23 protein-coding genes and 1 pseudogene are annotated in these 21949 nt (G+C 68.3%); 17 read left to right on the top strand and 7 right to left on the bottom strand.

Features of this window, described 5'->3' with window-relative positions:
* Positions 1–3: 3 nt before the first annotated feature.
* Positions 4–165, bottom strand: coding sequence for a toxin-antitoxin system, toxin component (locus AC5LXX_RS03215; RefSeq protein WP_493410445.1), 162 nt, complete (start codon positions 163–165; stop codon positions 4–6).
* A 143-nt stretch (positions 166–308) separates the two neighbouring features.
* Between AC5LXX_RS03215 and AC5LXX_RS03210 the strand changes: the two genes are divergently transcribed.
* Complete coding sequence (locus tag AC5LXX_RS03210) at positions 309–713, top strand: VOC family protein (RefSeq protein WP_124449450.1); 405 nt, start codon at positions 309–311, stop codon at positions 711–713.
* Between the two features lie 73 nt (positions 714–786).
* Positions 787–1473, top strand: a complete 687-nt coding sequence (locus AC5LXX_RS03205) for a helix-turn-helix transcriptional regulator (protein WP_034182756.1) — start codon at positions 787–789, stop codon at positions 1471–1473.
* A gap of 59 nt (positions 1474–1532) precedes the next feature.
* Here the strand turns inward: AC5LXX_RS03205 and AC5LXX_RS03200 are convergent, their stop codons facing one another.
* On the bottom strand, positions 1533–2456 hold the full coding sequence (locus AC5LXX_RS03200) for a carbon-nitrogen hydrolase family protein (RefSeq protein WP_493410444.1): 924 nt from the start codon (positions 2454–2456) through the stop codon (positions 1533–1535).
* A gap of 80 nt (positions 2457–2536) precedes the next feature.
* Between AC5LXX_RS03200 and AC5LXX_RS03195 the strand changes: the two genes are divergently transcribed.
* The 4 genes from AC5LXX_RS03195 to AC5LXX_RS03180 all read left to right on the top strand — a co-directional run bounded on the left by AC5LXX_RS03195 (position 2537) and on the right by AC5LXX_RS03180 (position 7125).
* Positions 2537–3457, top strand: coding sequence for a LysR family transcriptional regulator (locus tag AC5LXX_RS03195; RefSeq protein WP_493410443.1), 921 nt, complete (start codon positions 2537–2539; stop codon positions 3455–3457).
* A 248-nt stretch (positions 3458–3705) separates the two neighbouring features.
* Entirely contained in the window at positions 3706–4215 is a 510-nt protein-coding gene (locus AC5LXX_RS03190) for an NUDIX hydrolase (protein ID WP_493410442.1), read from the top strand.
* A complete protein-coding gene (gene mnmA / locus AC5LXX_RS03185) occupies positions 4212–5387 on the top strand; it encodes a tRNA 2-thiouridine(34) synthase MnmA (protein WP_124449458.1) in 1176 nt (391 codons plus the stop codon). Before AC5LXX_RS03190 ends, mnmA begins: the two co-directional genes overlap by 4 nt.
* 118 nt (positions 5388–5505) lie before the next feature.
* Positions 5506–7125 (top strand): FMN-binding glutamate synthase family protein, encoded by a 1620-nt coding sequence (locus AC5LXX_RS03180; RefSeq protein ID WP_124449460.1) that lies wholly within the window; start codon positions 5506–5508, stop codon positions 7123–7125.
* 104 nt (positions 7126–7229) lie between these two features.
* Here the strand turns inward: AC5LXX_RS03180 and AC5LXX_RS03175 are convergent, their stop codons facing one another.
* Positions 7230–7844, bottom strand: coding sequence for a glutathione S-transferase family protein (locus tag AC5LXX_RS03175; RefSeq protein ID WP_493410441.1), 615 nt, complete (start codon positions 7842–7844; stop codon positions 7230–7232).
* Positions 7845–8026: 182 nt separating this feature from the next.
* Here AC5LXX_RS03175 and AC5LXX_RS03170 point away from each other — a divergent pair, with 182 nt between their 5' ends.
* The 10 genes and pseudogenes from AC5LXX_RS03170 to AC5LXX_RS03125 form a co-directional block, all read left to right on the top strand.
* Positions 8027–9412: an aminopeptidase P N-terminal domain-containing protein gene (locus AC5LXX_RS03170; protein ID WP_124449463.1), complete on the top strand. Its 1386-nt coding sequence runs from the start codon at positions 8027–8029 to the stop codon at positions 9410–9412.
* A gap of 37 nt (positions 9413–9449) precedes the next feature.
* Positions 9450–10637: a UbiH/UbiF/VisC/COQ6 family ubiquinone biosynthesis hydroxylase gene (locus tag AC5LXX_RS03165; protein WP_493410440.1), complete on the top strand. Its 1188-nt coding sequence runs from the start codon at positions 9450–9452 to the stop codon at positions 10635–10637.
* A gap of 137 nt (positions 10638–10774) precedes the next feature.
* Positions 10775–11842 carry a tRNA dihydrouridine synthase DusB gene (gene dusB, locus AC5LXX_RS03160; RefSeq protein ID WP_322081903.1) on the top strand — a complete coding sequence of 356 codons (1068 nt, stop codon included), beginning with the start codon at positions 10775–10777 and terminating at the stop codon, positions 11840–11842.
* Positions 11839–12072, top strand: a complete 234-nt coding sequence (locus tag AC5LXX_RS03155) for a Fis family transcriptional regulator (RefSeq protein ID WP_006476892.1) — start codon at positions 11839–11841, stop codon at positions 12070–12072. The genes dusB and AC5LXX_RS03155 overlap by 4 nt, the downstream gene beginning before the upstream one ends.
* 44 nt (positions 12073–12116) lie before the next feature.
* Complete coding sequence (gene purH, locus AC5LXX_RS03150) at positions 12117–13682, top strand: bifunctional phosphoribosylaminoimidazolecarboxamide formyltransferase/IMP cyclohydrolase (protein WP_493410439.1); 1566 nt, start codon at positions 12117–12119, stop codon at positions 13680–13682.
* Positions 13683–13841: 159 nt separating this feature from the next.
* Complete coding sequence (gene ruvC, locus AC5LXX_RS03145; protein ID WP_124449473.1) at positions 13842–14384, top strand: crossover junction endodeoxyribonuclease RuvC; 543 nt, start codon at positions 13842–13844, stop codon at positions 14382–14384.
* 165 nt (positions 14385–14549) lie between these two features.
* The gene (gene ruvA, locus AC5LXX_RS03140) at positions 14550–15131 is read left to right on the top strand and encodes a Holliday junction branch migration protein RuvA (RefSeq protein ID WP_493410438.1); all 582 of its coding nucleotides are present in this window, start codon (positions 14550–14552) and stop codon (positions 15129–15131) included.
* Positions 15132–15239: 108 nt separating this feature from the next.
* On the top strand, positions 15240–16310 hold the full coding sequence (gene ruvB, locus AC5LXX_RS03135; RefSeq protein WP_493410437.1) for a Holliday junction branch migration DNA helicase RuvB: 1071 nt from the start codon (positions 15240–15242) through the stop codon (positions 16308–16310).
* A 25-nt stretch (positions 16311–16335) separates the two neighbouring features.
* Complete coding sequence (locus AC5LXX_RS03130) at positions 16336–17289, top strand: oxygenase MpaB family protein (protein WP_493410436.1); 954 nt, start codon at positions 16336–16338, stop codon at positions 17287–17289.
* Positions 17290–17327: 38 nt separating this feature from the next.
* Positions 17328–17528: pseudogene (locus AC5LXX_RS03125) on the top strand (ParB/Srx family N-terminal domain-containing protein); the annotation flags it as partial.
* A gap of 54 nt (positions 17529–17582) precedes the next feature.
* Here the strand turns inward: AC5LXX_RS03125 and AC5LXX_RS03120 are convergent.
* From AC5LXX_RS03120 to tyrS, 3 genes are read right to left on the bottom strand one after another with little or no spacing between them, the layout of a single operon-like run.
* On the bottom strand, positions 17583–18245 hold the full coding sequence (locus AC5LXX_RS03120; protein WP_493410435.1) for a histidine phosphatase family protein: 663 nt from the start codon (positions 18243–18245) through the stop codon (positions 17583–17585).
* A 23-nt stretch (positions 18246–18268) separates the two neighbouring features.
* Positions 18269–18727 (bottom strand): D-aminoacyl-tRNA deacylase, encoded by a 459-nt coding sequence (gene dtd, locus AC5LXX_RS03115; protein ID WP_059834559.1) that lies wholly within the window; start codon positions 18725–18727, stop codon positions 18269–18271.
* Positions 18724–19965 carry a tyrosine--tRNA ligase gene (gene tyrS, locus AC5LXX_RS03110; RefSeq protein WP_493410434.1) on the bottom strand — a complete coding sequence of 414 codons (1242 nt, stop codon included), beginning with the start codon at positions 19963–19965 and terminating at the stop codon, positions 18724–18726. The genes dtd and tyrS overlap by 4 nt, the downstream gene beginning before the upstream one ends.
* Before the next feature lie 142 nt (positions 19966–20107).
* On the opposite strand from tyrS, the gene AC5LXX_RS03105 reads away from it, so the two are divergent.
* Complete coding sequence (locus AC5LXX_RS03105) at positions 20108–21256, top strand: anhydro-N-acetylmuramic acid kinase (RefSeq protein ID WP_493410433.1); 1149 nt, start codon at positions 20108–20110, stop codon at positions 21254–21256.
* Positions 21257–21363: 107 nt separating this feature from the next.
* Here the strand turns inward: AC5LXX_RS03105 and erpA are convergent, their stop codons facing one another.
* A complete protein-coding gene (erpA, locus tag AC5LXX_RS03100; protein ID WP_124449485.1) occupies positions 21364–21738 on the bottom strand; it encodes an iron-sulfur cluster insertion protein ErpA in 375 nt (124 codons plus the stop codon).
* Positions 21739–21949 lie beyond the last annotated feature (211 nt).

Genomic DNA, 21949 nt, shown 5'->3' with positions numbered 1-21949 from the left:
CCGTCAGTGCTTCGAGCCGTCCCGGCGCCCCATCGTGAACGGCAGCGCGTGCCCCGTCTCGAGCAGCGGCTTCAGACTCGACAGCACGACCGGCCAGCCGCCGCGAATCCCGCGATCCATCTCCGCGCCGGGCACGAGCCCGTCGTACGTGACGGTCGGCTTCACGACGCCCTCGTGCGGCTCGTCCGGATTGATGACAACTCTACTGACAATACGGTGTCAGCAGCCGGCGCTCACACTGCAATCCCGGCGCAATGCAGGCTGGTTTCCAAACCGACCCCGTATAACAACGCAACAAGGAGCTCGTCATGACGTCCGCAACGGCCACCGCAACCCTCGAACGCGCGATCGCGTGGTTCGACATCCCTTCCCTCGATTTCGAACGCGCGATCCGCTTCTACGAAACCGTGCTGCAAACCACGTTGCAGCGCGAAATCATCGGCGGCGTGCCGATGGCGATATTCGATCGCGATGCGTCGAGCACCGGCGGCAGCATCGTGTTCGATCCGCAGCAGATCAAGCCGAGCGCGAACGGCGTGCTCGTCTACCTGAACGCCGGCGAATCGGTCGTCGCGGCGCTCGAACGCGTGAAGCGCGCGGGCGGCGTCGTGCAGGGCTCGGTCGTCGAGCTGCCGAACAACTACGGCTACGTCGGCTACCTGATCGATACCGAAGGCAACCGCGTCGGCCTGCACGCGCCGAAATGCCACTGAGCGCACCGGTCAGCGTGCCGGCGCGGCGCTATCATCGCGAAGTCCCCGTCGCCAGAGGAATCGAGGTGCTGTCATGACCCGTCGTGCCGACCGCCTGTTCCAGATCGCCGAGCTGCTGCGCGGGCGTCGTCTCACGACCGCGCAGCAGCTGGCCGACTGGCTGTCGGTGTCGCCGCGCACGGTCTATCGCGACGTGCGCGACCTGCAACTGTCTGGGGTGCCGATCGAAGGCGAAGCCGGCATCGGCTACCGGCTGAACCGCAACGCGAGCCTGCCGCCGCTCACGTTCACGGCCGAGGAGCTTGCGGCGCTCGCCACCGGCGCGCGGATGCTCGAGACCTGGGGCGGTGCGCGCTTCGCGAGCGGCGCGCGCTCGGCGCTCGCGAAGATCGCGTCGGCGATGCCGGCCGACAAGCGCACGGCGCTCGACCGCTTGCCCGTGTTCGCGCCGTCGTTCCACATCGACGAGACGTTCTGCGCGAAGGTCGACGCGATCCACCAGGCCATCGACACGCGCCACATCGTCAGCTTCGGCTATCGCGACCGGCTCGGCGCGCATTCGCAACGGCGCGTATGGCCGCTCGGGCTCGTCTACTGGGGCGGGCGCTGGACGATCGGCGCGTGGTGCGAGCTGCGCGACGATTTCCGCACCTTCGACATCGCGCGGATGGGCGACATCACCGTTCACGAGCAGTTTCCGGACATGGAAGGACGGCGGATCGCCGACTACATGCGGATCGCGGAAGCGCCGATGCGCTGACGCGGTACGGCGGCGGGTGCGATGCGCGCCGCCGCCGTGCGGCGCCCGCCCTTCCTCCATTACCCGCTGAACACCACCGGCCGCTTCGGCCGCTCGTCGACGTGCAGCGAAAACACGTCGGCCCGCGCGTAGTGGCCGACGACGTCGAAGTCGTAGCGCGCCCGCACCAGTTCGTCGGTATCGATGCGCGCGGTCACGAGCCCGGCCTCGCCGACCAGCGGCTCGGTCAGCAGGTCGCCGAGCGGCCCGACGATTACGCTGCCGCCGCGGATCAGCGGCCGCTCGGGGTCCCAGCCCGGCACGTCGATGCCGAGCGCACGCGGCGACGGCTGCACCTGGCACGCGCTCACGACGAAACAACGCCCTTCATGCGCGATGTGCCGCATCGAGCTCTGCCACAGGTCGCGCTCGTCGACGGTCGGCGCGCACCAGATCTGCACGCCTTTCGCGTACATCGCGCAGCGCAGCAGCGGCATGTGGTTCTCCCAGCAGATCGCGGCACCCGCGCGGCCGGCGGCCGTTTCGACGACGGGGAGCGTCGAGCCGTCGCCCTGCCCCCAGATCAGCCGCTCGGTGCCGGTCGGCATCAGCTTGCGGTGCTTCGCGACGAGCCCGTCGCGCGGATCGAAGAACAGCGCCGTGCAGTACAGCGTGCTGCCGCCGCGCTCGATCACGCCGACCACGAGGCTCGCGCCCGTGCGCTGCGACAGCGCGGCCAGCTCGTCGGTCTCGGGCCCCGGCACGTCGATGGCCTGCGCGGCGTAGCGCGCATACGCGTCGCGGCCTTCGGGCAGCCGGTAGCCGAGCCGCGTGCCGAAGATCTCGCCTTTCGGATAGCCGCCGAGCACGGCCTCGGGCAGCACGACGAGCGACGCGCCGCTGTCGCGGATCGCGGTTTCGTAGCCGAGGATCGTGTCGAGCGTGGCCCGCGTGCCGGCGGGCGATGCACCGATCTGCAATGCGGCAATGACTGACGTGGACATGGTGGCAACTCCGGTGAATGGGATGCCGCCATCTTTATCGATAAGATGTCATCGATCAAATCGATAGAAAGATATGTGTCATGAACGCAGATGATATCGCCGGTCTCGACCTGAACCTGCTGAAGGTGTTCGAGGCGCTGTACGAGGAAGGCGGTGCGAGCCGCGCGGCGCTGCGCCTCGACCTCACGCAGTCGGCCGTCAGCGCGGCGCTCGGGCGGCTGCGCGTGATCTACGCCGATCCGCTGTTCGTGCGCACCGGCCGCGGGCTCGCGCCGACGCCGCGCGCGGACGAGTTGAAGCCGATCCTGTCCGACGCGCTCGACCGCTGCCGCGAAAGCCTCGCGATCGCGGCCGATAGCGGCGACCGCGTCGGCCGCACGATCTCGGTCGGGCTGTCCGACGACTTCGAGATCGCGCTCGGCCGCGCGCTGATCGATGCGGTCGCGCGGGAAGCCGCAGGCATCCGGCTGATCTTCCGGCAGACCCACAGCGGCATCGCCGGCGACGCGCTGCTGCGGCACGGCGTCGATCTCGCGATCGCGTCGGGCGGGTTCTCGGCGAGCGGGTTGAGCCGGCGTGCGGTCGCGACGGGCGGCTACGCGTGCCTGATCGATCCGGCCGCCCGCGAGCGGCCGCCGCACACGCTGACGCTCGCCGATTTCCTGCGGCGCGACCACCTGCTCGTGTCGTCGGGCGGCGTGATCGGGATCGTCGACGAGGCGCTGGCCGCGCTCGGCCACAAGCGGCGCGTCGCGGCGTCGACCACGCATTTCGCCGCGCTGCCGTACCTGCTCGCCGGCTCCGACGCGATCGCGACGATTCCCGCGCATGCAGCGCACGCGATCGCCCGATCGACGCCGCTGCGCGCGCTCGCGTGCCCGGTCGACCTGCCGCGCTACCCGGTGGAAATCGGCTGGCGCACGAGCACGCAGCGCGACCCGGCGATCGTGCGCGTCCGCGACACGATCGCCGCCTGCGTCGCGCGCCTCGTCGAGCCATGAACGCATACGCGGCGGCGTTGCCGGCTACGCCGGCCGCGCGTGCCGTGTACGCACCACCCCGCGCTGGCGCCGTTTTTCACCCCGAGGCGACGGCTGCGGCGCCCCGCTCCGCGCGATCGATCGTACGTGGATGCCGCACCAGCCCAGCCTGCGTCGCAGCGCGCCGGCGAGACGCAACGCTTACGGGGTCGGATACATCCAGCGTGACGGCCGGCAGCGTTCAGGCGCAACCGGTAAAATGCCGAACCATGAAACCCGAAATCTGGACCCCGCATGTCACGGTCGCCGCGCTCGTCGAGCACACCGGCCGCTTTCTCGTGATCGAGGAAGAAACCTCGACGGGCCTGCGCATCAACCAGCCGGCCGGCCATCTCGAGGCCGGCGAAACGCTGGCCGACGCCGTGATCCGCGAAACGCTCGAGGAAACCGCGCACCCGTTCACGCCCGACGCACTCGTCGGCGTCTACCTGGCGCATTACGACCGCCCCGGCACCGCCGGCGCGACCTACCTGCGCTTCACGTTCTGCGGCAAGGCCGGCGAACCGGTCGCGGGCCACGTGCTCGACGAAGGTATCGTCCGCACGCTGTGGATGACGGCCGACGAACTGCGCGCGTGCAGCGAGCGGCATCGCTCGCCCGCGGTGATGCGCTGCGTCGACGACTATCTCGCCGGGCGGCGCATTCCGCTCGATTTCGTGCATACGCATTCGGTCGCGCCGCGCCCCGAAGCATTCGAACGTCAGGCGGTCAACAAATGAGCAAGCGCCGTGTGGTAGTGGGCATGTCGGGCGGCGTCGATTCGTCGGTGACCGCGTGGCTGTTGAAGGAACAGGGCTACGACGTGGTCGGCCTGTTCATGAAGAACTGGGAAGACGACGACGACGGCGAATACTGCTCGACGCGCCAGGACTGGATCGACGTCGTGTCGGTGGCCGACCTGATCGGCATCGACGTGGAAGCCGTGAACTTCGCCGCCGAATACAAGGACCGCGTGTTCGCCGAGTTCCTGCGCGAATACTCGGCCGGCCGCACGCCGAACCCGGACGTGCTGTGCAACGCCGAGATCAAGTTCAAGGCGTTCCTCGACCACGCGATGTCGCTCGACGCGGAAATGATCGCGACCGGCCACTATGCGCGCGTGCGCGAGCGCGACGGACGCTTCGAACTGCTGAAGGCCTTCGATCATACGAAAGACCAGTCGTACTTCCTGCACCGGCTGAACCAGGCGCAATTGTCGAAGACGATGTTCCCGCTCGGCGAGATCCCGAAGACGAAGGTGCGCGAGATCGCCGCGCAGATCGGGCTGCCGAACGCGAAGAAGAAGGATTCGACCGGCATCTGCTTCATCGGCGAACGGCCGTTCCGCGACTTCCTGAACCGCTACCTGCCGACGAAGCCCGGCCCGATGAAGACGCCCGACGGCAAGGTGGTCGGCGAGCACATCGGCCTCGCGTTCTACACGTTCGGCCAGCGCAAGGGCATCGGCCTCGGCGGCAGCAAGAGCGGCAGCGGCGAACCGTGGTTCGTCGCCGCGAAGGACATCGCGTCGAACACGCTGTACGTCGTGCAGGGCCACGATCATCCGTGGCTGCTGTCGCGCGAGCTCGTCGCCGGCAACGTGAGCTGGGTCGCCGGCGAGCCGCCGGCCGACGGTTTCGCGTGCGGCGCGAAGACGCGCTACCGGCAGGCCGATGCGGCATGCGCATTCGGCCGGGCCGCGATCGGCACCGCGGCACCGGGCGCGGCAGGCGAAGCGCGCTTCTCGCTCGCATTCGACGACGCGCAGTGGGCCGTCACGCCCGGCCAGTCGGCCGTGCTGTACGACGGCGAGATCTGTCTCGGCGGCGGCATCATCGAATCCGCAGCCACCGGCCAGCCCGGTCGGGCCGCGGCGGCCGGCCACGCGCCGGCGCTCGCCGACGCACGCTGACACATATTCGGTTTAGACTTGCGGCACGCTGCGCCCGGCGGAACATGATTCCGCTGCGGCCGGCGCGCCGCCGCGCAGCGTACGCATGGCGGCATTTCAAGATTCTTACGGAGTCCCCATGCTTTCAAGACGCTACCTCGCGATGTGGTGCGCTGTCCTGCTGCTCGTCGCTGCGGCCGCGCTCGCGTCGGCCCACGTCCTTTCCTGGCTGTGGATCCTCATCCCCGTCGCCCTCGTCGCGCTCGGCGTGTACGACCTGAACCAGGACCGTCACGCGATCCTGCGCAATTACCCGCTCTGGGGCCACTTCCGCTTCCTGTTCGAATTCATCCGACCTGAAATCCGCCAGTATTTCGTCGAGGACGACACCGACGAGAAGCCGTTCTCGCGTGCGCAGCGCAGCCTCGTGTACCAGCGCGCGAAGAACGTCGCCGACAACCGGCCGTACGGCACCGAGCTGAACGTGAAGGCCGTCGCGCACGAATGGATCAGCCACTCGCTTGCGCCGACGAAGCTGCCGAACCACGATTTCCGTATCCGCGTCGGCGCGAATCGCGCGCAACCGTACGACATCTCGATCTTCAACATCTCGGCGATGAGCTTCGGCTCGCTGTCCGCGAACGCGATCCGCTCGCTGAACCTCGGTGCGAAGAAAGGCGGGTTCGCACACGACACCGGCGAAGGCTCGCTGTCGAAGTACCACCGCGAGAACGGCGGCGACATCATCTGGGAAATCGCGTCCGGCTACTTCGGCTGCCGCAACGACGACGGCACCTTTAATCCCGACAAGTTCGCGAAGCAGGCCGCCGATCCGCAGGTCAAGATGATCGAGGTGAAGCTGTCGCAGGGCGCGAAACCCGGCCACGGCGGCGTGCTGCCGGCCGCGAAGATCACGCCGGAAATCGCCGAGACGCGCGGCGTGCCGATGGGCAAGGACTGCATCTCGCCCGCGACGCACTCGGAGTTCTCGACGCCGCGCGGGCTGCTCGAATTCGTCGACCGGCTGCGCACGCTGTCGGGCGGCAAGCCGACCGGCTTCAAGCTGTGCATCGGCCATCCGTGGGAATTCTTCGGCATTGCGAAGGCGATGATCGAGACCGGCATCGTGCCCGACTTCATCGTCGTCGACGGCGCGGAAGGCGGCACCGGCGCGGCGCCGCTCGAATTCACCGACCACGTCGGCGTGCCGCTGCAGGAAGGGCTGCTGCTCGTGCACAACACGCTCGTCGGGATCGGCGTGCGCGACCGCGTGAAGATCGGCGCGAGCGGCAAGATCATCACGGCGTTCGACATCGCCCGCACGCTCGCGATCGGCGCGGACTGGGTGAACTCGGCGCGCGGCTTCATGTTCGCGGTCGGCTGCATCCAGGCGCAGCATTGCCATACCGACCGCTGCCCGACCGGCGTCGCGACGCAGGACCCGGTGCGCCAGCGCGCGCTCGTCGTGCCCGACAAGGCCGAGCGCGTGTACAACTTCCACCGCAATACGCTGCATGCGCTGCAGGAACTCGTGCAGGCAGCCGGCCTCGGACATCCGTCGGAGCTGCGCGCGCATCACATCGTGCAGCGGGTCGCGCCGCACGAGGTGCGGCTGATGTCGCAGTTGCTGAAGTACCTGAAGCCCGGCGCGCTGCTCGACGGCCGGACCTGCGGCTTCTCGCTGTACGACAAGTGGTGGCCCATCGCGCGCAGCGATTCGTTCACGCTCGGCGAAGCCGTGTACGCGTCGATCGAGTGACGCGCGGCCGCCCCGCTCCGGCGGCGGCCTGTTCGGCAAAAAGAAAGCGCCCCGCGGGGCGCTTTTCTTTTGTCTGCCGAATGCGTAGATTCGAACGCCGCGGCTCAGGTCTGCGGCAGCGTATCGGCGAACGATTGCCGCTGCTGCAGCTTCACGAAATGCTTGTCGAGGTTCGGGTGGCGATCGCGCCAGTTGAGCTCGGGCATCCGGAAATCGAGATAGCCGAGCGCGCAGCCGAGTGCGATGTCGGCGAGCGTGTAATGATTACCGACGCACCACGTCTTGCCGCCGAGGCCCTGCGACATCGCGACGAGCGCGTCGTCGATCTTGCGTTGCTGGCGCGCGATCCAGCTCGCGCTGCGCTGCGCTTCTTCCCGCAGCGTGTGTTCGAGACGGATCGCGACGGCTGCGTCGAGGACGCCGTCGCCCAGCGCTTCCCAGCAACGGACCTCGACGCGCTCGCGGCCCGATTGCGGAATCAGCTTGCCGACCGGCGACAGCGTATCGACGTATTCGCAGATCACGCGGGAATCGAACACCGCGGCACCATCCTCCATCACGAGGCACGGGACCTTGCCGAGCGGATTCGAAGCATGAATATCCGTCTCCGGCGCCCACACGTCCTCGAGCTCCAGCTTGTAGTCGATCTTCTTTTCAGCAAGCACGATCCGCGCCTTGCGGACGTACGGGCTGCCGAGCGAACCGATTAATTTCATCATCTGCCTTTTTTGGGGAACCGCCGAGAGTATACGTTGTCGTCGATCATAACCGGCCAGCATCGCGTGACAGAAAATCGCCCGTCCGGCCTGTGGATGGTTTGCAACAACCGCCGCGCGGGCCTTCCGGCGCGGCTTGCCGCCCCTCTTTCACGCACGGCGTCGCGCGGCGCTACAATCGCACGATGAATGCGCCCATCGATACCGCCATCGCCGTCGACGTCTACCGCCAGCGCCGTGAACGCGTGCTCGCCGCACTGCGTGCCGCGGGCGGCGGCGTCGCCATCGTTCCCACCGCGCCGGAACTGCTGCGCAACCGCGATACGGCCTACCCGTACCGGTTCGACAGCTACTTCCACTACCTGACGGGCTTCACCGAGCCGGACGCCGTGCTCGTGCTGAACGCGGCCGCGCCGCACGGCGCGCCGGAGTCGATCCTGTTCTGCCGCGGCAAGAATGTCGACCGCGAGATCTGGGAGGGCTTTCACTACGGACCCGACGCCGCGCGCGACGCGTTCGGTTTCGACGCGGCATTCGCGGTCGACGTGATCGACACCGAGATGCCGCGCCTGCTCGCCGACGCGGGCACCGTGCACTACCGGTTCGGTGCATCGGCCGATTTCGATCGCCAGCTCGCGGGCTGGATCGACGCGGTGCGCGCGCTGGCACGCACGGGCGTCGCCGCGCCGGACGCGTTGCTCGATCTCACGCCGCTGCTCGACGACATGCGGCTCGTGAAGGACGAACACGAACTCGCGATCATGATGCGCGCCGCGCACATCTCCGCGCTCGCGCACCGCCGCGCGATGCAGGTGTGCCGCCCCGGCATCCGCGAATATGAACTCGAGGCCGAGCTGCTGTACCTGTTCCGCAAGCACGGCGCGCAGTCGCCGGCGTACGGTTCGATCGTCGCGGCCGGCGCGAATGCATGCGTGCTGCACTACCCGGCCGGCAACGCGGCCGCGCGGGACGGCGACCTGATCCTGATCGACGCCGCGTGCGAACTCGACGGCTATGCGTCGGACATCACGCGCACGTTCCCGGCCAACGGGCGCTTCTCGCCCGCGCAGCGCACGCTGTACGACATCGTGCTCGCCGCTCAGCAGGCCGCGATCGATGCGACGCGCGCGGGCGTGCCGTTCGAGGCGCCGCACGATGCGGCCGTGCGCGTGCTCGCGCAGGGGCTGCTCGACACCGGCATCATCCCGAAGGCGCGCTTCTCGTCGGTCGACGACGTGATCGCCGAGCGCGCGTACACGCGCTTCTACATGCACCGCACGGGCCACTGGCTCGGGATGGACGTGCACGATTGCGGCGACTACCGCGAGCGGCTCGCCGAGCGCGACGGCAACGGCGCGCTGCCGTGGCGCACGCTGAAGCCCGGCATGACGCTGACGGTCGAGCCCGGCCTGTACGTGCGTGCGGCCGACGACGTGCCGCCCGAGTACTGGAACATCGGCATCCGCATCGAGGACGATGCGATCGTGCGCGAGCACGGCTGTGAACTGATCACGCGCGGCGTGCCGGTCGACGCCGACGAGATCGAAGCGCTGATGCGCGCGGGCGCATGACCGGCCGCCGACCGTTACCACCGTTTCACGAATCAAGATGACCACCGCTTCCTCCCCGGCCACGCCGGACTACGACCTCGCCATCGTCGGCGCGGGCCCCGTCGGGCTCGCGCTCGCCGGCTGGCTCGCACGCCGCAGCGCGACGCAGCACGCATCGATCGCGCTGATCGATGCGCGCGAACCGGCCGCGAGCGCGAACGACCCGCGCGCGATCGCGGTGTCGCACGGCAGCCGCGTGCTGCTCGACACGCTTGCGTGGCCCGCCGACGCGACGCCGATCGAACATATCCATGTATCGCAGCGCGGCCATTTCGGCCGCACGCTGATCGACCGCGACGAGCACGACCTCGCCGCGCTCGGCTATGTCGTGCGCTACGGCTCGATCGTGCAGGCGCTCGCGGGCGCCGTGCGGAACACGCGCGTCGACTGGCTCACGTCGACCACCGCGCGCGCGCCGCAGCAAGACGCCGACGGCGTCACGCTGACGCTCGACGGCCCGCACGGCGAACGCACGCTGCGCGCGCGGATCGTCATCAATGCCGAAGGCGGGTTGTTCCACGAACAGCAGGCCGATACGGCCAAGCATCGCCGCGACTACGGGCAGACCGCGCTCGTCGGCACGGTCACGGTATCGGCGCCGCGCCCGAACGTCGCGTGGGAACGCTTCACGCATGAAGGCCCGCTCGCGCTGCTGCCGCTCGGCGGTCCGCGCCAGGCCGACTACTCGCTCGTCTGGTGCTGCACGCCCGACGAAGCGGCACGGCGTGCCGCGCTGCCCGACGACGCGTTCCTGCGCGAGCTCGGCAGCGCGTTCGGCGCACGCATGGGCGACTTCGTCGCCATTGCCGGCCGCGCGTCTTTCCCGCTCGGCCTGAATGCCGCGCAAACCCTGGTCAGCGGCCGCGTCGCGATCGTCGGCAATGCCGCGCAAACCCTGCACCCCGTCGCGGGCCAGGGGCTCAACCTCGGGCTGCGCGATGCGCATACGCTCGTCGACACACTGTCCGCGCAAGGCTTCGAAGCGACCGCGCTCGCCACCTTCAACGCACGCCGCGCGCTCGACCGGCGCTTCACGATCGGCGCGACCGACACGCTGGCGCGGCTGTTTACGATCGATTCGGGCCCGCTTCCGCTGCTGCGCGGCGCGGCGCTCACCGCGCTCGAATTCGTGCCGCCGCTCAAGAAGGCAATCGCGCGCCAGATGATGTTCGGCCAGCGCAACTGACGCGCGGGCGCGCCGCGTGATGCGCGCGCGCAGGCCAGGCAAACCGGGTCAAATCGGCGGGGCATGGGAATACGGTAAAATGCGCGTTTCCGTCTTCCCTTCCCCTGCCCGCGCCGGTCGCGGGCGGCGCCATTGCGATGCCCGTTATCGGCCCTCACGTATTGCGTAACAACCTGTTCGTCGCCCCGATGGCCGGCGTGACGGATCGTCCGTTCCGCCAGCTCTGCAAGCGGCTGGGCGCCGGTTACGCCGTGTCCGAGATGGTCGCGTCCAACGCGCAGCTGTGGAAAAGCGCGAAGACGATGCGGCGCGCGAACCACGAAGGCGAAGTCGAGCCGATCGCGGTGCAGATCGCCGGCGCCGATCCGGCGATGATGGCCGAAGCGGCCCGCTACAACGTCGACAACGGCGCGCAGATCATCGACATCAACATGGGCTGCCCGGCGAAAAAGGTCTGCAACGTCGCGGCCGGCTCCGCGCTGCTGCAGAACGAGCCGCTCGTGCAGCGGATCGTCGAGGCCGTCGTCGCGGCGGTCGGCACGGGGCCCGATGCGGTGCCCGTCACGCTGAAGATCCGCACCGGCTGGGACCGCGAGCACAAGAATGCGATCACGGTCGCGCGCCTGGCCGAAGCCGCCGGCATCTCGATGCTCACCGTGCACGGCCGCACGCGCGCCGACCTGTACCGCGGCGATGCCGAGTACGACACCATCGCGGCCGTGAAGGCGGCCGTACGGATTCCGGTCGTTGCAAACGGCGACATCACGTCGCCCGCGAAAGCGAAGGCCGTGCTCGACGCAACCGGCGCCGACGCGCTGATGATCGGTCGTGCCGCGCAAGGTCGGCCGTGGCTGTTCCGCGAAATCGATCATTTCCTGCAAACCGGCGAGCTGCTGCCCCCGCCGCTGATCGACGAGATCCAGCACGTGATGAACGAACACCTGGAAGACCACTACGCTTTCTATGGTGAATTCACGGGCGTCCGTACTGCGCGCAAGCACATCGGCTGGTACACTCGCGGCCTTTCCGGTGCCAACGGGTTCCGGCACAGGATGAACACGCTCGATTCCTCCCGCGAGCAGCTCGCCGCCGTCAATGCCTTCTTCGAGGCGCAAAAGGCGGTGTCGGACCACCTCGTCTACGTCGATGACGAAGAGGAAAACGGCCAGCGCGAGTCGGACGACCATAACCAGTTAGCAGCATGAGCAAGCACAACATCGAACAATGTGTCCGCGAGAGCCTGGACGTGTATTTCCGGGATCTAGACGGCTCCAATCCGCACGACGTCTATGAAATGGTGATGTCCTGCGTCGAAAAGCCGATGCTCGAGGTCGTGCTCGTACAGGCAGGCGGCAACCAGTCGCTCGCCGCGGAGTACCTCGGCATCAATCGCAATACGCTGCGCAAGAAGCTGCAGCAGCACGGCCTGCTGTAGGCAGCCGTCCCGTCCCCGTTTCCCTGGCTATTGGTGGTTCCATCATGATCAAGCAAGCGCTCATTTCCGTTTCCGACAAGACCGGCATCGTCGACTTCGCGAAGTCGCTGTCCGACCTCGGCGTCAAGCTGCTGTCGACCGGCGGCACCGCGAAACTCCTCGCCGACGCCGGCCTGCCCGTTACCGAAGTGGCCGATTACACGGGCTTTCCGGAAATGCTCGATGGGCGCGTGAAGACGCTCCACCCGAAGGTGCACGGCGGCATCCTCGCCCGCCGCGACCTGCCCGAGCACATGCAGGCGCTGGAGCAGCACGGCATCCCGACGATCGACCTGCTCGTCGTGAACCTGTACCCGTTCGTCGCGACGATCGCGAAGAACGACTGCACGCTCGCCGACGCGATCGAAAACATCGACATCGGCGGCCCGACGATGCTGCGCTCGGCCGCGAAGAACCACCGCGACGTGACGGTCGTCGTCGATCCGGCCGACTACGCTGTCGTGCTCGATGAAATGAAGGCGAACGGCAATACGGTGGGCTACCCGACCAACTTCCGCCTCGCGACGAAGGTGTTCGCGCACACCGCGCAATACGACGGCGCGATCACGAACTACCTGACGAGCCTGACCGACGAGCTGAAGCACGCGTCGCGCAGCGCGTACCCGGCCACGCTGAACCTGGCGTTCGACAAGGTGCAGGACCTGCGCTACGGCGAGAACCCGCACCAGAGCGCCGCGTTCTACCGCGACCTCGCGACGCCGGCCGGCGCGCTGGCGAACTACCGCCAGCTGCAGGGCAAGGAACTGTCGTACAACAACATCGCGGATTCGGACGCGGCGTGGGAATGCGTGAAGACGTTCGACGCGCCGGCCTGCGTGATCATCAAGCACGCGAACCCGTGCGGCGTCGCGGTCGGCAACGACTCGGCCGACGCGTACGCGAAGGCGTTCCAGACGGATCCGACTTCCGCCTTCGGCGGCATCATCGCGTTCAACCGCGAAGTCGACGAAGCGGCCGCGCAGGCTGTCGCGAAGCAGTTCGTCGAAGTGCTGATCGCCCCGTCGTTCTCCGACGCCGCGAAGCAGGTGTTCGCCGCGAAACAGAACGTGCGCCTGCTCGAGATCGCGCTGGGCGACGGCCATAACGCATTCGACCTGAAGCGCGTGGGCGGCGGCCTGCTCGTGCAGTCGCTCGACTCGCGCAACGTGCAGCCGAGCGAGCTGCGCGTCGTCACGAAGCGCCAGCCGACCGCGAAGGAAATGGACGACCTGCTGTTCGCATGGCGCGTCGCGAAGTACGTGAAGTCGAACGCGATCGTGTTCTGCGGCAACGGCATGACGCTCGGCGTCGGCGCCGGCCAGATGAGCCGCGTCGATTCCGCGCGCATCGCCAGCATCAAGGCGCAGAACGCGGGCCTCACGCTGGCCGGTTCGGCGGTCGCGTCGGATGCGTTCTTCCCGTTCCGCGACGGCCTCGACGTCGTCGTGGCGGCCGGCGCGACCTGCGTGATCCAGCCGGGCGGCTCGATGCGCGACGACGAAGTGATCGCGGCAGCCGACGAGCACGGCATCGCGATGGTCCTGACGGGCGTGCGCCACTTCCGTCACTGATCGGATGCAGCCCGCGCGGCTGCGGCATGAAACCCGGCGACGGTGCACGAGCTGCACCCGCCGGGTTTTTCATTGCGCGGCGCCTTTGCACGCAACCGTGCGGCCGGCGCGTCGCACCAATCGTTGTAGTATCGCTGCATCAGGCAATTCTCCTCACTCATGCGAATTCTCGGCATCGACCCCGGCCTGCGCGTCACCGGCTTCGGCGTCATCGACGTCAGCGGCCACCGGCTCGCCTATGTCACGAGCGGCGTGATCCGCACGCCGACGGCCGACCTGGCCACCCGGCTCGGCACGATCTTCCAGGGCGTCTCGACGATCGTGCGCGAACATGCGCCCGACCAGGCCGCGATCGAACAGGTGTTCGTCAACGTGAACCCGCAGTCGACGCTGCTGCTCGGCCAGGCGCGCGGCGCCGCGATTTGCGGCCTCGTCGCGGGCGGCCTGCCGGTTGCCGAATACACGGCGCTGCAACTGAAGCAGGCGGTGGTCGGCTACGGCCGCGCGACCAAGACGCAGATGCAGGAAATGGTCACGCGCCTGCTCAGCCTTTCCGGCCAGCCGGGCTCGGACGCGGCCGACGCGCTCGGGATGGCGATCTGCCACGCACACAGCGGCAATACGCTCGGCACGATCAGCGGCCTCGCGCCGGCGCTCGCGAAGAAAGGGCTGCGCGTGCGGCGCGGACGGCTGGTCGGCTGACGCCCGCGTGCGCGGTCGCCCGGCACGCCGGGCCGGTCGCCGCGACCGTTTGCACCGCGCGCGGCGCAACCTCGGCATGCATCGCTTCGGCCTGACGGCCAGGCCCATCGGCATTGCGCCGCGCGTGCGCTACACTCGCGCTTTATTCCTCTCGCCTCGCCTTCCATGATCGGTCGCATCGCCGGCATCCTGCTCGAAAAGAATCCGCCTCATCTGCTCGTCGACTGCAACGGCGTCGGCTACGAAATCGACGTGCCGATGAGCACCTTCTACAACCTGCCGCAGGCGGGCGAGCGCATCGTGCTGCTCACGCAGCAGATCGTCCGCGAGGACGCGCACCTGCTGTACGGCTTCCTGACGCCGCAGGAACGCACGACCTTCCGCGAGCTGCTGAAGATCACCGGCATCGGCGCGCGCATGGCGCTCGCCGTGCTGTCCGGCATGAGCGTGCAGGAGCTCGCGCAGGCCGTGACGATGCAGGACGCCGCACGCCTCACGCGCCTGCCCGGCATCGGCAAGAAGACGGCCGAGCGCCTGCTGCTCGAACTGAAGGGCAAGCTCGGCGCCGACCTCGGTGCGCTCGCCGGCGCCGCGTCGCCGTCCGACCACGCGACCGACATCCTCAACGCGCTGCTCGCGCTCGGCTACTCCGAGAAGGAAGGCCTCGCCGCGATCAAGAACGTGCCGGCCGGCACCGGCGTGTCCGAAGGCATCAAGCTCGCGCTGAAGGCGCTGTCGAAGGCGTAACGCACGGCTCATCCGGCCGTCGAAGCCAGTGTCGCGCGGCGCCGCACCGCCCGCCAGTCGGCCGTTCGGCCAGGTTGGCCGGAACGCGTCGCGCGGTACAATGGCCGCATGATTGAAACCGACAAACTCGCCACCGAGCAGCGGATCATCGCCGCCACGCCCGCCTCGTCGCACGAGGAGGTGTTCGAACGTGCGCTGCGGCCGCGCCAGCTCGACGACTACGTCGGCCAGGAAAAGGTGCGCGGCCAGCTCGAGATCTTCATCGAAGCCGCGAAGCGCCGCTCCGAGCCGCTCGACCACGTGCTGCTGTTCGGGCCGCCGGGTCTCGGCAAGACGACGCTCGCGCACATCATCGCGCGCGAAATGGGCGTGAACCTGCGCCAGACGTCGGGCCCCGTGCTCGAGCGCGCGGGCGATCTCGCCGCGCTGCTGACGAACCTCGAAGCCAACGACGTGCTGTTCATCGACGAGATTCACCGGCTGTCGCCGGTCGTCGAGGAAATCCTGTATCCGGCACTCGAGGATTACCAGATCGACATCATGATCGGCGAAGGTCCGGCCGCGCGCAGCGTGAAGCTCGACCTGCAGCCGTTCACGCTGGTCGGCGCGACCACCCGCGCGGGGATGCTCACCAACCCGCTGCGCGACCGTTTCGGGATCGTCGCGCGGCTCGAGTTCTACGACGCCGATCAACTGTCGCGCATCGTGCGGCGCTCGGCGTCGCTGCTGAATGCGCAGATCGATCCGAACGGCGCGCTGGAAATCGCGAAGCGCTCGCGCGGCACGCCGCGGATCGCGAACCGGCTGCTGCGCCGCGTGCGCGACTTCGCGGAAGTGAAGGCCGACGGCCAGATCACGGCAGCGGTGGCCGACGCCGCGCTCGCGATGCTCGACGTCGACCCGGTCGGCTTCGACCTGATGGACCGCAAGCTGCTCGAAGCGATCCTCTACAAGTTTGACGGCGGCCCGGTCGGCATCGACAACCTCGCGGCCGCGATCGGCGAGGAGCGCGACACGATCGAGGATGTGCTTGAACCGTACCTGATCCAGCAGGGCTTCCTGCAGCGCACGCCGCGCGGGCGCGTTGCGACGCAGCTCACGTATCGCCACTTCGGGCTGTCGGCGCCCGACACCGGCCGCGCCGAACGCGGCGAATGGGACACGCCCGACGGGAAGTAGCCCCGTCGCCCGAGCCGCCCCCGCCATGACCACGCCGCCCAGCCGCCACCCCGTCGCGCCCGCACCGGGCCCGCGCTGGGCCGAGCCCATCCGCAAGCGGCTCGTGGCCGGCATCACGCACCTCACGGCGGGCGGCGGCGGCCCGTCGCTCGATCTCTCTTCACCGCCCGGCGACCCGGGGCTGTTCGGCCCCGATGCCATCTGCTGGCGCGTGCATGCCGACTTCACGTCGATGATGACGGGCGGCATCGCCGCGCTGCTGCTGCAGGCGCTGCATCCGCTCGCGCTCGCGGGCGTCTGGGATCACTCGTCGTTTCGCACCGACATCCTTGGTCGCCTGCGGCGCACCGCCACGTTCATCACGGGTACGACGTTCGGCAGCCGCGCGGACGCCCTCGCGCTGATCGAGCGCGTGAAATCGATCCATGCGGGCATCTCGGGCACCGCGCCTGACGGCCGGCCGTACCGCGCCGACGATCCGGCGTTGCTGACCTGGGTACATGTCGCGGAAGTGTCGAGCTTCCTCGCCGCGCATCTGCGCTACGTGAATCCGTCGTTGTCGGGCGAGCTGCAGGACCGCTACTACGCCGAAACGGCCTTGATCGCCGAGCTTCTCGGCGCGCAAGGAGTGCCGCGTTCGCGCGCCGAGGTCGCCGCCTATCTCGCGCGCATGCAGCCGGAACTCGAGGCCGGGCCGCACACCTTCGACGTGATGGACATCCTGCTGAATGCGCCGGTCGCGACTCCCGCGCTGCGGCCGGCCGCGTCGCTGATGATGCATGCGGGCATCGACCTGCTGCCGCCCTGGGCGCAACGCCTGCTCGGCGTGTCGACGTTCGCGCCGCTACGACGCGCAGTGGTCCGGCCCGGCGTGCGGGCCGTCGCCCCCGTGCTGCGCTGGGCGCTCGTCAACGGCGCGTCGAAACGCGCACGCCGTCGCGCGACCGCGTCGCCTCCCGACGGCACCTCGTCCGCCTGACGATCCGCTTCTTCCGATCATTTCAATTTGCTGTCACGTCGACGCGGATGGTCGCGGCAACGGACCCGGTGATCGACGGCAAGACGGGCGCCGACCTCGGGCGCGCCGATGCGATCAACGGCGGGAAGAAATACAGCAAGGGGGAATTCGACAAGCTGCGCCAGCCGATCACGGCCGACAAACCGGGCAAGATCGCGTACGCGCTCGACTACAAGACCCGCCACGGGTTGCCGCGGTAAGCGGCACGCGGCGACAGACGCCCCGACCGGCGATGCCGTGCGGGGCCCGCAGACTCAGAGCACCTTGCGGTACCCGTCGTCGTCGCTCGCCGCTTCCAGATGCGACACGTCGGCCCACTGCACAACCTGCGCGCGGCCATCAACATAATCGACGACGTTGATGCTCGTGTTGAGCAGCGGGTAAGTGCGTGGCGCCGACAACTCGATTCCGTTCGCAAAACGGTACACGCAATCGAGCACGCCGCCGTGCGCGACGCACGCGATCCGGCCGCCCGGATGCGCGGCGACGATCGGTTCGAGCGCGTGCAGCACACGATGGTAGAGCTCGCGCTGCGACTCGCCGCCTTCCGGCGCGAAACCCGGATCGCGCGTCTGCCAGGCCGCGTACGCGTCCGGGAACAGCGTCTCGATCTCGGTGCTGTCGTGCCCCTGGAACGCGCCGTACGAGCGTTCGCGCAACCCTTCGCGCAACTGCAGCGGCAGGCCGAGCGCATCGGCAAAGGGTTGGGCGGTCTGTTGCGCACGCATCAGGTCGCTCGAATACACGGCATCGATCCGCGCGCCGTCGCGTGCCTCCCGTTCGAGCCGGGCCGCCAGCCGCTTCGCCTGCGCGAGCCCGGTGTCGGCCAGCGGGATGTCGATATGACCCTGGATGCGCTTGATGCGGTTCCAGGCCGTCTCGCCATGGCGGATGAAAAGAATCTGCGTGGTGGCCATCGCGGCGCGTCTCCGGGAAAGAATCAGGGCCGCACTTGCAGCCAGAACGTCACGGGGCCGTCGTTGACGAGCGACACCTGCATGTCGGCGCCGAACTCGCCCGTCTCGACCACGGGATGGCGCGCCCGCGCAGCTGCGACGAAATAGTCGAACAGCCGCGCGCCTTCGTCGGGCGGCGCGGCCGGCGTGAAGCTCGGACGCAGCCCGCTGTTGGTATCGGCCGCCAGCGTGAACTGCGACACGAGCAGCAGGCCGCCGGCGCGGCCCTCGCCGTCGATGTTCGACACCGGCAGGTTCATCTTGCCGGCTGCGTCACTGAACACGCGGTAGCCGAGCAGCTTCGCGAGCAGCTTGTCGGCGGCGGCCTCGGTATCGCCGCGTTCCGCGCAGACCAGCGCGAGCAGGCCCGCGCCGATCTCGCCGGTCGTGCGCTCGCCGACGCGCACGTCGGCGCGCTTCACGCGCTGGATCAGCGCGATCATGCGGTCAGCGTGACGCGCGCGAAGCGGCGCTTGCCGACCTGCACGACGAACTCGCCGGCGTCGACCTTCAGGCCCTTGTCCGAGACCGTCGCACCGTCGATCTTCACGCCGCCCTGCTCGATGTTGCGCAGCGCTTCGCTCGTCGACGGCACGAGGCCGGCCTGCTTCAGCAACTGGCCGATCGCCAGCGGCGCCCCGGCGAGCGTGACCGACGGAATGTCGTCCGGCACGCCGCCCTTCGCGCGGTGGTTGAAGTCCTCCAGCGCGCGCTCGGCGTCAGGCTGCGAGTGGAACCGCGCGACGATTTCCTGCGCGAGCAGCACCTTGAAGTCGCGCGGGTTGCGGCCGCCTTCGGCCTCGCGCTTGAAGCCCGCGATCTCGTCGAGGCTGCGGAACGACAGCAGCTCGAAGTAACGCCACATCAGCGTGTCCGAGATGCTCATCAGCTTGCCGAACATGTCGGTCGGCTTCTCGCTGATGCCGACGTAATTGCCCTTCGACTTCGACATCTTCTCGACGCCGTCGAGGCCTTCGAGCAGCGGCATCGTCAGGATGCACTGCTGTTCCTGGCCGTACTGCTTCTGCAGTTCGCGGCCGACCAGCAGGTTGAACTTCTGGTCGGTACCGCCGAGCTCGAGGTCGGCGTTCAGCGCGACCGAGTCGTAACCCTGCATCAGCGGGTACAGGAATTCGTGGATCGAGATCGGCACGCCGCCCTGGAAGCGCTTCGTGAAGTCCTCGCGCTCGAGGATCCGCGCGACCGTGTAACGCGACGCCAGCTTGATCATCCCGTCCGCGCCGAGCGGCATCGACCATTCGCTGTTGTAGCGGATCTCGGTCTTGTCGCGATCGAGCACGAGTGCGGCCTGCTCGAAGTAGGTCTTCGCGTTCGATTCGATCTGCTCGCGCGTGAGCGGCGGGCGCGTCGCGTTGCGGCCCGACGGATCGCCGATCAGCGACGTGAAATCGCCGATCAGGAAGATCACCGTGTGGCCGAGATCCTGCAGCTGACGCATCTTGTTCAGCACGACCGTGTGGCCGATATGGATGTCGGGCGCGGTCGGGTCGAGGCCGAGCTTGATGCGAAGCGGCGTGTTCGTGGCCGCGCTGCGCGCGAGCTTCTGCGCGAACTCTTCCTCGATCAGCAGCTCGTCGACGCCGCGCTTCGTGACGGCGAGCGCATGCCGGACTTCGTCGGTGATCGGGAAAACAGGCTTGGAACTGGGTTCGGTGCTCATCGGTGCCAGGAAGAATGTCGCAAAAACAGGGATTTTCCCATAACTTGCGCGCGCATCGCTTAACGGCGCGTCAGGTTGCGCGGATAATCGGGCGCAAGGCGCGCGGCACCGGCCCGCGCCGCACGATCCAGGAGAACCCAACGTGCCGCAACGACAGCCGCAACACGCCCATCCGGCCGACGGCATCTACTTCGGGCTGATGTCGGGAACCAGCATGGACGGCGTCGACGGCGTCGCCGTGCGTTTCGAGACCGGCCGTGCACCGGTCGTGCTCGCGGAAGCGTTCGTCGGCTTCGCGCAATCGCTGCGCGACGCGCTGTTCGCGCTGCAGCAGCCCGGCGACGACGAGATTGACCGCGAATCGCTCGCGGCGAACGCGCTCGTCACGCGCTATGCGGTGTGCTGCCACGAATTGCAACGCACGGCCGGTCTGTCGCGCGACGAGATCCGCGCGATCGGCGTACATGGCCAGACGGTGCGTCATCGCCCCGAACGCGGCTATACGCGGCAGCTCAACAACCCGGCGCTGCTCGCCGAACTGGCCCAGGTCGACGTGATCGCCGATTTCCGCAGCCGTGATGTGGCCGCGGGCGGCCACGGCGCGCCGCTCGCGCCGGCGTTCCATGCGACGGTGTTCGGCGCGCCGGGCGAAACGCGCGTCGTCTGCAATCTCGGCGGAATCAGCAACATCACGATCCTGCCCGGCGAAGGCGGCGACGTGCGCGGCTTCGACTGCGGCCCCGCGAACGCGCTGCTCGACGAATGGGCGACCCGCCATCTGGGCAAGCCGTACGACGACGGCGGCAAGTTCGCCGCGCGCGGCACCGTGCACGCGCCGCTGCTCGACGCGCTGCTCGACGAACCGTATTTCGCCGCAGCGCCGCCGAAAAGCACCGGACGCGACCTGTTCAACCCTGCCTGGCTCGACGCGAAGCTCGCCGCGTTCGCACAGGTCGTGCCGGAGGACGTACAGGCGACGCTCACCGCACTGACCGCCGTGTCGATCGCACGCGAGATCGCCAGGCACGCCTCGGGCTGCAAGGCTGTCTTCGTATGCGGCGGCGGCGCACGCAATCCGGTGCTGCTCGACGGGCTCCGGCACGCGCTGCACGAGGCCAGCGTACCGGCGACCGTCGATACGACGGCCGCGCTCGGTGTGCCGCCGCAGCAGGTCGAGGCGCTCGCGTTCGCATGGCTCGCCTACCGCTTCACCGCGCGCCAGCCCGGCAATCTCGCGACGGTGACCGGTGCGGCCGGCAACCGTGTGCTCGGCGCGCTCTATCCGCGCTGACGCGATACGTGCCGCGCGGCAGGTGCCGCACGGCACGTGCGCATAAAAAAACGGGGCATGAAGCCCCGTTTTTCATTCCAGCGAACCGGCGCGGATCTGGCGTGCGCTCAGACCGAGAACGACGAACCGCACCCGCAGGTGGTGGTCGCGTTCGGGTTCTTGATCACGAACTGGGCGCCGTTGAGGTCGTCCTTGTAGTCGATCTCGGCGCCGACCAGGTACTGGTAGCTCATCGAGTCGATCAGGAGCTGGACGCCGTTCTTGTTCATCACGGTGTCGTCCTCGTTGACTTCCTCGTCGAACGTGAAGCCATACTGGAAGCCGGAGCAGCCGCCACCCTGCACGAACACGCGCAGCTTCAGGTCGGGGTTGCCCTCTTCGTCGATCAGTTGCTTGACCTTGTCGGCCGCGGCGTCGGTGAAGACGAACGGCAGCGGCATATCGGTGGTCGTCGTTGCTGCGGATTCGGTAACAGCGTTCATTCGAACTCTCCAAAAAGCTTTAGCCGCTATTGTAGGGCCGATCAGAAGATCGTGCTGAAGTCCATGAAATCAATAGGTTCTTGTCGATTTCATCAAACCTGCCCGCGCGGGCCGCCGCGACAGCGGCCTGGGCGCGGGCAAACAAGCAGGCATAAAAAAACCGCCAGCGTGAAAGCTGGCGGTTTTTTTGGCGGACGCCACCCGAAGGCGG

This window comes from Burkholderia torrens (assembly GCF_984668525.1).
Note: the sequence above shows the minus strand (reverse complement) of the source record. Positions and strands in the feature narration are given on the sequence as shown.